This window comes from Dyadobacter sp. HNCC25DJ185 (assembly GCF_056895195.1).
In genome coordinates this window covers 452,309-465,365 of record NZ_JBXHAR010000003.1, presented here as the reverse complement: position 1 = coordinate 465,365, position 13,057 = coordinate 452,309, and the positions used below count along the sequence as shown (strand labels likewise).

At 45.4% G+C, this 13,057-nt stretch carries 13 protein-coding genes; 8 read left to right on the top strand and 5 right to left on the bottom strand.

Annotation, left to right across the window (positions count from 1 at the left end; translation table 11 throughout):
• Positions 1–67: 67 nt before the first annotated feature.
• From bcp to AC1XUF_RS10505, 3 genes are read right to left on the bottom strand one after another with little or no spacing between them, the layout of a single operon-like run.
• Positions 68–529, bottom strand: coding sequence for a thioredoxin-dependent thiol peroxidase (bcp, locus tag AC1XUF_RS10515; RefSeq protein WP_483341739.1), 462 nt, complete (start codon positions 527–529; stop codon positions 68–70).
• 3 nt (positions 530–532) lie between these two features.
• On the bottom strand, positions 533–2,491 hold the full coding sequence (locus AC1XUF_RS10510) for a M23 family metallopeptidase (RefSeq protein WP_483341738.1): 1,959 nt from the start codon (positions 2,489–2,491) through the stop codon (positions 533–535).
• A 52-nt stretch (positions 2,492–2,543) separates the two neighbouring features.
• Entirely contained in the window at positions 2,544–3,155 is a 612-nt protein-coding gene (locus AC1XUF_RS10505; RefSeq protein WP_483341737.1) for a fumarylacetoacetate hydrolase family protein, read from the bottom strand.
• Between the two features lie 205 nt (positions 3,156–3,360).
• Here AC1XUF_RS10505 and AC1XUF_RS10500 point away from each other — a divergent pair, with 205 nt between their 5' ends.
• From AC1XUF_RS10500 to AC1XUF_RS10490, 3 genes are all read left to right on the top strand, one after another.
• Positions 3,361–4,005 carry a C40 family peptidase gene (locus AC1XUF_RS10500; protein ID WP_483341736.1) on the top strand — a complete coding sequence of 215 codons (645 nt, stop codon included), beginning with the start codon at positions 3,361–3,363 and terminating at the stop codon, positions 4,003–4,005.
• A gap of 71 nt (positions 4,006–4,076) precedes the next feature.
• Positions 4,077–5,267 (top strand): hypothetical protein, encoded by a 1,191-nt coding sequence (locus AC1XUF_RS10495; RefSeq protein WP_483341735.1) that lies wholly within the window; start codon positions 4,077–4,079, stop codon positions 5,265–5,267.
• Positions 5,264–6,931 carry a hypothetical protein gene (locus AC1XUF_RS10490; RefSeq protein ID WP_483341734.1) on the top strand — a complete coding sequence of 556 codons (1,668 nt, stop codon included), beginning with the start codon at positions 5,264–5,266 and terminating at the stop codon, positions 6,929–6,931. Before AC1XUF_RS10495 ends, AC1XUF_RS10490 begins: the two co-directional genes overlap by 4 nt.
• 9 nt (positions 6,932–6,940) lie before the next feature.
• Here the strand turns inward: AC1XUF_RS10490 and AC1XUF_RS10485 are convergent, their stop codons facing one another.
• Positions 6,941–7,597: an HAD family hydrolase gene (locus AC1XUF_RS10485; RefSeq protein ID WP_483341733.1), complete on the bottom strand. Its 657-nt coding sequence runs from the start codon at positions 7,595–7,597 to the stop codon at positions 6,941–6,943.
• Positions 7,598–7,795: 198 nt separating this feature from the next.
• On the opposite strand from AC1XUF_RS10485, the gene AC1XUF_RS10480 reads away from it, so the two are divergent.
• The 4 genes from AC1XUF_RS10480 to AC1XUF_RS10465 all read left to right on the top strand — a co-directional run bounded on the left by AC1XUF_RS10480 (position 7,796) and on the right by AC1XUF_RS10465 (position 10,531).
• A complete protein-coding gene (locus AC1XUF_RS10480) occupies positions 7,796–8,254 on the top strand; it encodes an RNA polymerase sigma factor (RefSeq protein WP_483341732.1) in 459 nt (152 codons plus the stop codon).
• A 10-nt stretch (positions 8,255–8,264) separates the two neighbouring features.
• On the top strand, positions 8,265–8,720 hold the full coding sequence (locus AC1XUF_RS10475; protein WP_483341731.1) for a hypothetical protein: 456 nt from the start codon (positions 8,265–8,267) through the stop codon (positions 8,718–8,720).
• A gap of 141 nt (positions 8,721–8,861) precedes the next feature.
• Complete coding sequence (gene ispF, locus AC1XUF_RS10470) at positions 8,862–9,386, top strand: 2-C-methyl-D-erythritol 2,4-cyclodiphosphate synthase (protein WP_483341730.1); 525 nt, start codon at positions 8,862–8,864, stop codon at positions 9,384–9,386.
• Between the two features lie 11 nt (positions 9,387–9,397).
• Positions 9,398–10,531 (top strand): amidohydrolase family protein, encoded by a 1,134-nt coding sequence (locus AC1XUF_RS10465; RefSeq protein WP_483341729.1) that lies wholly within the window; start codon positions 9,398–9,400, stop codon positions 10,529–10,531.
• 3 nt (positions 10,532–10,534) lie between these two features.
• On the opposite strand, the gene AC1XUF_RS10460 is transcribed toward AC1XUF_RS10465, so the two are convergent.
• Positions 10,535–11,650, bottom strand: coding sequence for an ABC transporter substrate-binding protein (locus tag AC1XUF_RS10460; RefSeq protein WP_483341728.1), 1,116 nt, complete (start codon positions 11,648–11,650; stop codon positions 10,535–10,537).
• Between the two features lie 143 nt (positions 11,651–11,793).
• Here AC1XUF_RS10460 and AC1XUF_RS10455 point away from each other — a divergent pair, with 143 nt between their 5' ends.
• Positions 11,794–13,050, top strand: a complete 1,257-nt coding sequence (locus AC1XUF_RS10455) for a M16 family metallopeptidase (protein WP_483341726.1) — start codon at positions 11,794–11,796, stop codon at positions 13,048–13,050.
• Positions 13,051–13,057 lie beyond the last annotated feature (7 nt).

Here is a 13,057-nt window from a genome sequence, read left to right as displayed (position 1 = left end):
TCTGATTGTTATAAACTCCTGACTTAATTTATAAATGTCCCGTTAATGCCAGTGCCTGAATGACTCTTTATTGTTGAATAGTTCCAAGAATTTGATCAGTGTGGTGCTTCGATTCAACCTTCCGGATAATTTCTTCGATTACCCCATTTTCGTCAATTACAAAGGTAGTGCGGAGGATACCCATATAAGTGTGCCCGAAAGTCGTCTTTTCGCCCCAGACACCATAGGCCTCGACCATTGCGTGTTCGGTATCCGCCAGCAAAGGAAAGGGTAGTTTGTATTTTTTAATAAACTTTTGATGAGTTTTTTCGTCGTCAACACTGACGCCTAAGACTTTATACCCTTTTTTCAAGAGCAATTTGTAATTATCCCTCAGGTTGCAGGCCTGCGTGGTGCAGGTAGGCGTATCGTCTTTGGGATAAAAATAAAGGATCACTTTCTTTCCCTTAAAGTCCGCCAGCTTGACGATCTTTCCATTCTGGTCTTTTGCAGCGAATGCAGGTGCTTGATCACCGGCTTGAAGTATCATATTCTATCTTTTCCGTTTTCTCACTTTTTTGCGGACCACCACCGGGTCCGCCAATTCTGTTCGCAAGATAGTACTATTTCCCGCCCTGTCCGTAACTTCCAGCATAAGCTCTCCTTCAAATGGCTTGGTATCGTCCAGTTTCTCCGACCAGATATAGCCTTTTTTATAATCATAATTCATCAACACCCATTCGCCATTGATCAAAGCCTTAAAGTGGTCGATCCCGGAAGTACCATCTCCGACATATGCTCTTATCCTGTTCTTGCTGTGTTCGATCAGATTGACTCTGGGAGGTAACGTATCTTGCTGGATTACAAATGTGCCTAGCTCCCGGGTATCAAACTGGATCTGGTCTTCGTTCCAGATTCCCCCTAAAAACCTGTAATAACCATCCAGATACCGGTAAACATGTGTTCTTGCTTTATTTTCGGGGACTTTTTCCGGCTTAAAAGAAATTGCGATATTGTCATTCAACGCGGTGCCACGGTTATTGATGGTCAGCGCGTTGAAGTTCTTCTGCCCCGTCAGAAACAAAGTATCAAACAAACTGGTATTCTTAAAATCGACAGACCATTGGTCTGCTTTGTAAGAGGATGCTATCCCCGGGAAGATCTCGGCCCTCAGATAAGTCCTGACCGTCGTATTGTTAATTTTGACAGAATCGGGCTTGTATTTCCGTAAATCAGTTAAAAAAACCGCCGATTCCCCTGCATAAAGGTCCGGTTCTTTCTTGACTTCTTTTCCTTGTGCATAATAGGTCGCGAAGGGAATCGAACTCCTGTAAAATTTGGCTTTAACAATCAATGTATTTTCCTGAACTTCGGTACTAACCCACTCTGGATTCACTTCCGTATCATAAACAGGCAACGGTGGGTTTTGAGGTTCACCCTTGATACTGAAAGCCAGCTCCGACGAATTTTCGTAAGAATCCGAAATATGAATCCTGACCTCGTGACTGAGCGTGTCGGTGATATTGAGCTTGCCTTTATAAGAATCAGTTTTATATAAATTGAAATTATTCCCATCCGGAACATAGCATTTCAAGAAACGCTGGCCCGTCTGTTGCTCAGTTTCATAGTCGATCAGGTTGTTATAGTCGCGGGTCGAAGCACTCGGGAAAATTTCCATGTTGTAAGAAAACACTTCCCGGCCATCCATTTTTATCTCAATACATTGGAGCCCGTAACGGAAGCCTGTGCCGGTCATCTGGTCATGAGCCACGAGATCAATCCCAATAATTCCCGTGGCGGTAACCGGATAAGGCAGTCGGTACGACCCGTCCGATTGTTTAACAGGAGCATACACCTTTCTGTCGAACTGACCATTGACACGACCATTAATATCCAGGGGACGAATGGCCAGGTTCACAAATTTGGGCGGAGTAACATCCCTTATTTCATTAAAACCAAAATACAATGGATTCAGATAATTATTTTGGGAATCTCTGATCTCAAAATGCAAGTGCGGGCCCGCCGATCCGCCGGTATTTCCTGAAAGCGCAATCAGCTCGCCCTTTTTGAAAACATACTTTCCTTCCTCGGGGAACAATTCTATTTCAAACGTCTGCTGCTTGTATTGTTCCTCTCTTACATAAGCAGCCAAAGCGCTGCTAAATTTTAATAAATGTCCATAAACAGTGGTTTGTCCGTTTGGATGGCGCAGGTAGATCACATTCCCGTAACCGCTACGCTGAACTGCGACTTTAAAAACATAACCCTCGGCAGCAGCATAAACGGGCAAGCCCTCGCGTTGCTCAGTTCGGATATCAAGTCCGGCATGGAAATGGTTGGTACGTAAATCCCCAAGGCCGCCAGCCAGCGAATTGGGTAATCCGGGACGTATCGGAAATTGATAATAACCCTTGGGGTAGGATTGCTTCTGGGCCAGAGCCCATTGAAAAATGCCCGGAAAGCCTAAAATGAATAAAACAGTCGTGACTAGCGTCCGAAGAACATATTGCATGAAAGAAGTGTATGATAGACCGGTGCACCGACCGTAGATTGAAGAATACGGTTTATCTAACGAATAATTCCAGCATCTTCTTGCCCTCGATTGACGCTGTAAGCTTATCTCCTATTTGCACTGCTGAGACACCTTTGGGCGTTCCAGTAAAAATGAGGTCTCCCTTTTTCAGAGTGAAGTACCTGGAAACAAATGAAATAAGGTAGTTAATACGATAAAGCATCATGGACGAATTGCCATTCTGACGTGTCTCCCCGTTCACGTCCAAACTGAAATTGATGTTTTGAATATCTTCGAAATCGCTCACGGGTACAAAATCGGATACAGGGGCTGAGCCATTGAATGCTTTGGCAAGTTCCCAAGGTAATCCCTTGCTTTTCAATTCAGATTGCAGGTCGCGCGCTGTGAAATCAATCCCGACACCGATCTCATCGTAGTACTTGTGTGCGAACCTTTCCTCGATATTCTTCCCGACCCTGTTTATTTTAACAACCAGTTCTACTTCGTGGTGCACGTCTTTGGAAAAGTCGGGATAAAAAAAGGGCTCCCCCTGACGGATCTGTGCCGTTTCGGGTTTCAAAAAAATAACCGGTGCATCGGGTTTTTCATTATTTAATTCAGCGATGTGCTCAGTATAATTCCGGCCTACACAAATTATTTTCATTAGAAGCAAAGAAGATTAAACGGGATGAATGTCAGCGGCAAAACTAATTACTAAGCCGTCAGCCGCATAATATTTACCACAATTTTTCAATTTAAAAGCTGTTGAATAGATAGTGAATGCCGATTACCCAAATTCAATTCTGCGTTTTCAGGAAAATATTCCTGTTATTTTTGAAGTAACCATTTTGTCAAAGCGAAGCGTGCCCATGAAGAAGCAGATTTCCTTTTCTATTCTTTCATTTATTTATATCCTATCCTTTTTGATCCTGTTTTCTGCCTGTGAAACGCTCAGGAAGACGCCGGATAAATCTACCTCTTCCTATTCCGGCAAGCGAAGAACGCTTACAGACCGCAAACCTGTAGCCCGGGCACCGATTAAAAAACCGGTACCTCCCTCATCAAGAAAAACTTCAACCACTCCAAATTCTGCATATAATCGTACTTCCACAACTTCCTCCGCAAATATTCCGGAAGTTGTGCAGGTTGCGCGCACCTATACAGGTACTCCTTACCGCTCGGGAGGGAATGATAAAAATGGTATCGATTGCTCTGGACTGATTTGTTCTGTTTATTCAGAGGTTGGCGTGAAAGTGCCCAGGATTTCCTGGCAACAGTCGGAATTCGGACAGGAAATCAGCAGGCTGGAAGACATCCGCGCCGGGGATTGGCTCTTTTTTGTTCCCGAAGCCGGGAAGGAAGGGTATGTATCCCACGCCGGCATTGTTACCGATGTACGGAGTGTACAGGAGATTATTTTTATTCATGCATCAACTTCGAAGGGAGTTCGTGAGGATAATCTATTTTCTACGTACTTTAAAGGTAGGTTTGTAAAGGCAATGAGACCTTTCTGATCTTAAAAACACGTTTATAACCTAATATCCATCCCAGCAAAGTGCCTACTGTCCTTACCCCTCCGCCAACTTTGACCGGACAGACAACTTCTATTGAAGGAAGTCCGGGGATTCCCGTTTATATTTTCGCAACCGTATTTTCGTCTTTTTGCGTGATCACCGGGCTGATCTGGGATATCTGCTGGCATCTCAGTATCGGCCGTGACGGCTTGTTATCCCCGCCCCACCTGGTCATTTATCTTGGCGCGGTGGTCGCGGGCTTGTTTTCAGGTTATGAAATCCTACGGAAAACGTTCTTTGGCAACAGTGAAGAAAAGGCTAAAAGCGTAAAAATATGGGGCTTTTTTTACAGCTCCCTCGGATCATTATTCTGTGTCTGGGGCGCATTATCCATGCTTACTTCTGCTCCATTCGACGACTGGTGGCATAGCACCTATGGTTTGGATGTAACGATCCTATCACCGCCACACACCGTCCTGATTCTTGGAATTATCGGAATCCAGTTTGGCGCGATGATCAGCGTGATCGCAATAAAAAACCAGATCCGCTTTCTGCAAAATATGAATTTCATCAGCAAAAAATCTCTGGATAAATTACTGTTCTGGCTGTTTGCGCTCTCGGCGGGCTTTTTACTTACGATCTGGTACACATTGATATCTGAGGAATTGGGACGAATGCGTGTCCACAGATCCAGCTTTTATATTTTCGGCGGAGCTGCTTTTCCCATCTTGCTAATGGCCGTTGGCAAGGCAGTATCCCATAAGTGGGCAACGACAGCAGTTGCAGCAGTATACACGATCCTGATGCTGGGCACATTGTGGATTATTCCCTTGTTCCCGGCAGAGCCCAAGCTAGGTCCGATCCTGAACCATATCGACCATTACCAAGGGTTCCAATTTCCGCTTTTGCTGATTATACCCGCTATTGTCATTGACTTACTCCGGCACCGTTTCGCCTATCTGAACGATTGGAAGCTGGCACCTATCCTGGCTGTCGGATTTTTGCTTGTCTTTTTGATAGTCCAATGGTACTTCGGCGCTTTTTTAATGGAGTCACCCTATGCACGTAATTGGGTGTTCGGAAGTCATTACTGGTATTTCGGGAACAATCCCGGCTGGGAATACAGGTACAAATTCGGGCCATGGATGGTCGAAAGCGCCCCGGAACTAATCAAAGGATTAGGGATTGCATTAGTCGCTACATTAGTATCTGCCAGGATTGGTTTGGCATGGGGGAACTGGATGCATAAAATTCAACGATGAGAAAGCTTTTATTCACTTCATTCCTATCCGCAGCCTTTCTAATATGGGCGACCCTGCTTTCTATGGCGCACGTCGGCAGCTCCGGCGTTCAGATGCAGGGCCAGGCAGGGCCATATAAAGTTCTGATAAGTGTTCAGCCGCCTGATGTTATCCCGGGAACTGCCAGCATTACGGTATTTGTAGAGGAAGGCCACGCAAAGAAAGTCTTTGCCCGCCCCATTTATTTTTATTCAGGAGACAAAGGCGCACCAACAGCCGACGAACTTCCACAAGTAGCGGGTCAGGCGGGCCAGTTCAAGGGAATTGTATGGCTCATGCAAACAGGCTCTTCCAGTGCGCAGATCGAGATCGAGGGAGATCAGGGAAAAGCAGAATTGATTGTACCGATCGTTGCCGTTTCCACCGCAGAACGCGCTATGCCGAAAGAATTGGGGTTTGGATTGAGCATTTTGGGCTTACTCCTGTTTTTGTTAATGATCACGACCATTGGGGCCAGCGTGAGCGACGGGTTACTGAAGCCGGGAGAAGCGCTCAATCCCAATCAAAAACGCAAGAAGTGGATCAATATGGGCGTTGCAGCGATCTTATGCACCCTGATTGTTTACGGCGGAAGCAGCTGGTGGGATAGCTGGGCAGCCGAATATAAACAATGGCTTTACAAGCCGCTCAAAGGATTTGCAACGGTCCATACTGAAAAAGACCAGCGGATTTTTCAGCTAAGGATAGATACAGCCGACTGGGCAGCCGTTCTTCGCGGAAGTATGCTAAGCACGCTTGTTCCCGACCACGGCAAACTGATGCATACGTTCCTGATAAGAACTCCCGGCCTGGATGCTTTTGCCCATATTCACCCCGAACGAAAAGATAGTACAACATTCGAAGCGTTTTTGCCAAAGCTGCCGGCAGGAAAATATCTTGTTTATTCGGACATCGTCCAATATTCCGGCTTTGCCGAAACCATCGTCGATACTTTGGAAATACCTGCCCAAAAAGAGCTGATCCCCTTGGAGGTAACGGCTGCGGAGGATACGTATGTGGTAACAGACCCCATGGATTCGCCCGGCAAGGTCCCGCTTGACGAGAATGTTGTGATATGCGGGAAACCGGGTACTAAAACAGTCTTTAAAGATAGTTCCTACGCGATTTGGGAAGGCAAGCCAGACCGTCCGCTGGAAGCTGGCAAACCATATCAGTTGAATTTTGAAATTTTCAATCCCGACGGTAGCCCCTGTTTCCCTGAGCCATACCTTGGTATGACAGGCCACGCAGTAGTGCTGAGATCCGACGGTTCTGTATATATCCATTTGCATCCGACGGGCTCATTTGCAATGGCGGCAGAGAGAACTTTCAAAAACCGGATTTCAGATACTGCCAGAGTAGCACCAAAACCGGCACCGGTCGCATTCAGGGACAGCGTCGATCATCATCTTGCCCGATTGAAAGCAATGTCGATGCTGGAAAGAGAGCAATTCCTGATGACGGAAATGGGTATGTATGATCCTGAAGGAAAAGGAATGTCGGGCATGGAACACGGTAACCGGATCTCGTTCCCCTATTCATTTCCAAAAAGCGGGCGCTACCGTATTTTCCTGCAGGTCAAACGCAATGAGAAAGTACTGACAGGCGTATTTGACGTGAAAGTGCAGGATATTGCAGCGCTATAAACAAGAAACTTAAAACAGCTCCCTGATCTTTTCGAAACACATCTCCCTGTAATCTTCTACGTAAAAATGGCAGGGAGGCAATTCATCCTTGGAGTGTGAGCTTAATACCCCTACAACCCGCATCCCAGCATTGAGGCCAGCCGAAACGCCCGAGAATGAATCCTCAAAGACCAAGCAACGATCGGGGCGGACACCCAGATTTTTAGCCGAAGTAAGGTAAACTTCCGGATCGGGCTTATGCTTTTTGACGTGCTCACTGGCGAGAATGGACCCCATGTAGGGCCCGATCGGCACTTTACTAAGTATCATTTCCAAATTGGCAAGCGGCGCGGACGTCGCAACTCCCAACTGAACGCCATTGCTGTTGAGATCCTTCATAAACGGCACAATTCCGCTTATTGGCTCCACATAAGGTTCATAAATCTGGCGAAACAGGCTTTCCTTTTCATCTTCCAGTTGCAGCAGTTCGTCGCCCTCAACCCGCCTGTTCAAGAAATGACTGAGAATGTAACTGTTGCTTTTACCAAACATGTGCTGCGCAAATTCCTCATCAGTAGGAGCGAGATTTCTTCTTGAAAAAAACTCTCGGAAGGCACGGGAATGATAAGGGTTAGTGTGACAAATTACACCATCCATGTCAAAAATGACTGATATTTTTTCTCTCATCCCGCAAAACTAAACATTGAAATAGCATCCTTGAAACAAACCAGTTAGATTTGTCATAAGACGACCAAAATAATCCCGCAGGCTCTGCGACTTTTCTGTTATTTATAGGAATTTATGAGGTTATTATATTAGATTTACCAGGCACACTTCCTCTAATCTCCTTACCCAGTCACCATTTGGTTTAATTTATTACAGTGTATGAATGAATTAGAACGGATTAACAATGGAGTCGACCTACAACCCGTTGCTAAAAAGAATAAACTATCTTCACTGGAAGTTTATGACCAGTTTGGAGCCATGGCGTATGGCATTATCCTACAAATTTTGCCACAGCCTCATATCGCTCAGGAAGTTTTGATCAATGTGTTTTCCTCGGCCCAATTACAATCCTGCAATAGTTATCCCTTTACGTTCGCAGCGTGCGTAATCAAGCTGGCCAGAGCCAAAGCAGTAGAAGCAAAAAGGAGATTGACCGCTTTGGTCCCTATTGACGAAGATGCCCTAACCCCATTAGATTCCTCTTCTCCTCAGGCTATTTTCGATCTGGCTTTCCGCCAGGGCTTTACGCCAGACGAAGTGGCCAGAAAGCTCAATATCTCCAAGTCGGAAGTGCTACGCAGTTTCCACGAATTTTTCAAAGCTTACAGACACGTTTAATTGTTGCACCTTGAAAACACAAGATTTCATCGAAAGCGGTATGCTAGAATCCCATCTGCTAGGCTTCACAAATGAAGAGGAAAGAACGCAGGTGAGAAAGATGATGCAGGCAGATAGCGAACTGGAAAGCTATGTCGGAGAACTAGAAGCAGATATCAAAAATTACTTTGTTCAGGAATCCGTGCCCCCACCCTCAGCGATTAGAGAAGTGGTTGAACTCAGAACGATGAGGGACAAAAAAGAAAACCACCATTTCAGCGATAACAAGGCGGCTAGAACCCAATATCTGGATATCGAAGTCAATGAGACCTTTATTAAAGTCCATAAATTCTGGCGCCCGGCATTCATCGCCGTATTTATTCTCTCAAAGATTTTCCTGATCGCCGGCCTCTATTATTATTTCAAATCTGCCAGCCAGCAAGAAGAACTCGACAAGCTGAAAACACAAATCGAGCAGACCAGATAAAGATTTTCAAGCATGAACCAAAAGCCGGTTTGATCGCATGGATCCGAGGGTCGATACTATCCAGGACGAAATCGAAATTTTGAAGAAACGTTGGGCACTTCATCTAAACCATAACCAAATACACAACCATAAACGCTGAGTATGTTCCCTTTTCGCGTAGGTCAAGGCTACGACGTTCATCAATTAACAGAAGATCGCCCGTTTTGGCTAGGCGGTATATTAATTCCTCACACGCATGGTGCAAAGGGGCATTCGGATGCAGATGTGGTTTGTCATGTTATTTGTGACGCGCTGCTTGGAGCAGCAAATCTCAGGAACATTGGCTATCACTTCTCAGACAAAGACCCGCATTGGAAAGGCGTAGACAGTAAGATTCTCTTATCCAAAGTGATGGAGATGATCCGTGAAAAGGGATTTGAAGTTGGTAATGTCGACGTGACAATTGTTTTGCAAAATCCAAAACTGAACCCCCATATCCCCGCAATGAAAACCTGCCTCTCTGGCGTAACAGGACTTTCGGAAGAGGATATATCGATTAAAGCCACCACATCCGAACATTTGGGGTTTGTCGGAAGAGAGGAAGGAATTGCCGCCCATTGCGTGGCGCTGATTTATAAAATTGGTTCATTAGATCCAGTTCCGGTTACCACAATAGAAAACATCTGAAAAAACCTTTCATGAAAAAACCGTTACTCTTCGCTACGCTTCTGACAATTGCTTCAATGGGCTGTAAGGCCCAGGAATCTTCGCAGATTACCCAGCCTCTGGGTTTTGAAGAATACGATCCTATCTCAACTTTGAAAGTCCCGGAACACCCGTTGAAGCGTGCGAAATTCCCTTTTATTGATGTCCACAACCATCAATATCAAATGCCTACACAGGATCTGAAAGCGCTTACCGCCCAAATGGATAGCCTTAATATGGGCATCATGGTCAACCTCAGCGGACGCGGTTGGTCGCAGGAATGGAGCGAAGGAACAGCAACTTTAAAGGGCTCCCTCGAAAACGTGGCGAAAAACGAGCCAAAACGCATCGCCGTTTTCACCAACCTGCAATTTAAAGGATTTGGGGAAAAAGACTGGAGCGCGAAAGCGGTGAAGCAGTTGGAAGACGATGTAAGAATGGGCGCAAAAGGCCTTAAAATTTATAAAAACCTTGGTTTCAGCGGCATTAAAGACGACAAAGGCAATCGCGTGCCTGTGAGCGATCCGCGCTTGCAGCCTGTGTGGCAAAAATGCGGAGAGCTGGGTATCCCTGTCCTGATCCATACGGCCGACGTTCCGTCCTTCTGGGATCCGATGGATCGGTATAATGAACGCTGGCTGGAACTTAAAACACATCCAGGCCGCAAAAGAGGCCCCAATGATCCGGTGCCTTTCGATTCTCTCATTGCCGAACAGCATCATGTATTCCGCACTAATCCAAAAACAACATTCATCAACGCGCATATGGGCTGGTATCCGAATAATTTAAAGAAACTCGACAGCCTGATGACCGTTTTTCCAAATATGTATGTAGAAATCGGCGCCGTGATTGCAGAGCTCGGCAGGCAACCCAGAACAGCTAAAAAATTCTTTGAAAAGTATCAGGACCGGGTTTTATTTGGGAAAGACAGTTGGGTGCCTTCGGAATATGCGACCTATTTCCGGGTTCTGGAGACAGAAGACGAGTATTTTCCATACCACAAAAAATATCACGCTTTCTGGAGAATGTATGGAATGGGTCTATCGGACGACGTTTTGAAAAAGCTTTATTATAAAAATGCGTTGAAAATCATCCCCGGACTGGATAAAAGCCTCTTTCCTAAATAATCCTTATTTGAAAGATTTAGCTTCTTTGATAACAGAACGGTATTCGGCTTTATCCAGGCATTTTTTTGCATATTCTTTGGTCTTTCCCTTGTTGCCTGCGCGCGCAGAAATCCTGGCCAGCCCCAGGTACGCAAGTGCATGGTACTCTTTGGTATATTGATCGTCGTGAGGCGTTTTCAATGCGAGGGTATATTCCTTTTGGGCCGCGACGTCGTTCTTTCCGTCGCGCTCGTCCAATATCCCCTGGAATGTATGCCAGGCAGCCGGATAAAAACCGGTATTGAGTTTTTTAAGACTAGCCAATTCCTTTCTGGCAGGTTCATATTTCCCCGACAGCAACATGGCCTCGATGCCCTTCATCCTGTAAATGGGGTTATTAGGGTAAAGTTCTGTCAGCTTATCCATATAAAAAACAGCCTTTTCCGGCTTCATTTCATATTTAAGATAGATGTGAGAAATGTAGTAGCAGGATTCCGCACGCGTGATCATACCCATTTTGGTCGCAGTATCTATTTGTCGTAAACCCAATGCTTTATCCCCACTTTTAAAAAAAACCAGCAGTGGTTTTACGATCGGGTGCTCTTCGGGATATACCTCGACATAATAGTTATACATACCCGATGTAAAATAGAACTCCGGGTTTTTATTGATCAGCTTCAATCCTTCAACAAATGCATTATAGGCCTTCTTCCCTTCTCCGGCAGCATTCACCATTTCACCGCGGTAATTGTAGATCATCGCCATGTAGCCCCTGGCGACCATTGTATAGAAAACCGCTTCGGGGTCCAGGCTGTTTTTTCCGTACTTCTTGTTAATCGCTTCCAGGCATTGATCCAATTTCTTGATATACTCCTTCGATTTTACCGGATTGTCCTTAATGGGAAGGTACTTCCAATAAAGAATGAAAGAGTCAAGAATATATGAAACCGGATGATTGGGATATCTTTTTTCGACCTGTTTAATGATTTCCTCCGCTTCGTCAAATTCATAATTATAGATTTTATCAAGACTATTCTGAATGCTCTTCATCGACGACGGATCATTGAGCAATTGGCCTTTAAGCGGGAAAAAGCAAAGAATAAAAATGGAGGAAAGCAGTAACCGTAACGTATTTTGCATGGCTTTGACTATTAACTCAAAATGGTTTGGTGGTATCCCAACTGAACAGTAGCTTTGTTTATAACCGTAATTTCTAATCCGGGGTTTCGGTTGCAGGCTTTATTTGGGTCAAAAACATGAATTAAAATACACCAGATTAATATATGATTCGCTATAAGCAGTTTATGTTGGCTAACGGCCTGAAAGTATTTGTCCATGAGGATTTTTCAACGCCAATGGCAGCAGTTAACATATTATACAATGTTGGATCGAGGGATGAGGATGAAGAACGTACGGGATTTGCCCATTTGTTTGAACACCTGATGTTTGGTGGCTCGCAGAATATCCCTAATTATGATATCCCCGTGCAGAATGTCGGCGGTGAAAACAATGCTTTCACTTCACCCGATATTACAAATTACTATATCACTTTGCCCGCTGAAAACGTCGAAACCGCTTTTTGGCTCGAGTCCGACCGCATGCTAAGCCTTTCCTTTGACCCCAATGTGCTGGAAGTGCAGCGAAAAGTAGTTATTGAGGAATTCAAACAACGTTATCTGAACCAGCCTTATGGCGACATGTGGCTAAAACTCCGGCCACTCGCCTACAAATTGCACCCTTACCGCTGGGCAACAATCGGAAAAGATATCGAACATATCGAAAGGGCCACAATGCAGGATGTGCAGGATTTCTTTTTCCGTTTTTACAGACCGAACAATGCGCTGATGGTCGTAGCCGGTGCGGTTACTTTTGAGAAAATACAAGACTTGGCGGAGAAATGGTTTGGCAATATCCCTTCCGGCCCGGCCTATGTACGAAACCTTCCGAAAGAACCCAAACAAAGTGAAGCGCGCCATCTGGAAACCTCCGCAGCGGTCCCACTGGATTCGTTGACCAAGGTATTTCACATGCCGGGCAGGTATGACGACGGTTTTTACGCTGCCGACTTATTGAGCGATGTGCTGGGCAGGGGAAAATCATCCAGACTATATCAGAAACTGCTGAAAGAAAGGGCTCTTTTCAACAGTATCAGTGCGAGCATTACCTCTTCATTGGATCCCGGTTTATTGTTGATCAAAGGGAATCTCAATCCGGGTGTCAAATTGGAAGATGCGGACGCTGCCGTTAAAGATATCTTGCAGGAAATATCGGAATTCGGCGCTTCCGAAGAAGAGGTTATAAAGGTCAAAAACCAGTCGGAAGCCTCGCTGGCTTTTTCAGAAGTAGAACTGCTCAACAGGGCAATGAATCTTGCATTCGCGGCCAATGCAGGCAATGTGGATTGGGCAAACCACGATGCGGAAATCATCAGGAGCCTGACAGTCCGGGATATTCACGATTCGGCCAGAAACATTCTCAGACCCGAAAACGGTTCGACCTTGTACTACCGCGCTGAAAGCAAGCAGGAATCGTTAGTTTAGACGCGGG

Bases quoted from the DNA above. Each gene is read 5' to 3' on its own strand.
- AC1XUF_RS10505 (WP_483341737.1), bottom strand. From the start codon at position 3,155: ATGAAAATAATTTGTGTAGGCCGGAATTATACTGAGCACATCGCTGAA.
- AC1XUF_RS10490 (WP_483341734.1), top strand. From the start codon at position 5,264: ATGAGAAAGCTTTTATTCACTTCATTCCTATCCGCAGCCTTTCTAATA.
- AC1XUF_RS10455 (WP_483341726.1), top strand. From the start codon at position 11,794: ATGATTCGCTATAAGCAGTTTATGTTGGCTAACGGCCTGAAAGTATTT.
- AC1XUF_RS10480 (WP_483341732.1), top strand. From the start codon at position 7,796: ATGAATGAATTAGAACGGATTAACAATGGAGTCGACCTACAACCCGTT.
- AC1XUF_RS10500 (WP_483341736.1), top strand. From the start codon at position 3,361: ATGAAGAAGCAGATTTCCTTTTCTATTCTTTCATTTATTTATATCCTA.
- AC1XUF_RS10465 (WP_483341729.1), top strand. From the start codon at position 9,398: ATGAAAAAACCGTTACTCTTCGCTACGCTTCTGACAATTGCTTCAATG.
- AC1XUF_RS10485 (WP_483341733.1), bottom strand. From the start codon at position 7,597: ATGAGAGAAAAAATATCAGTCATTTTTGACATGGATGGTGTAATTTGT.
- bcp (WP_483341739.1), bottom strand. From the start codon at position 529: ATGATACTTCAAGCCGGTGATCAAGCACCTGCATTCGCTGCAAAAGAC.
- AC1XUF_RS10510 (WP_483341738.1), bottom strand. From the start codon at position 2,491: ATGCAATATGTTCTTCGGACGCTAGTCACGACTGTTTTATTCATTTTA.
- ispF (WP_483341730.1), top strand. From the start codon at position 8,862: ATGTTCCCTTTTCGCGTAGGTCAAGGCTACGACGTTCATCAATTAACA.
- AC1XUF_RS10460 (WP_483341728.1), bottom strand. From the start codon at position 11,650: ATGCAAAATACGTTACGGTTACTGCTTTCCTCCATTTTTATTCTTTGC.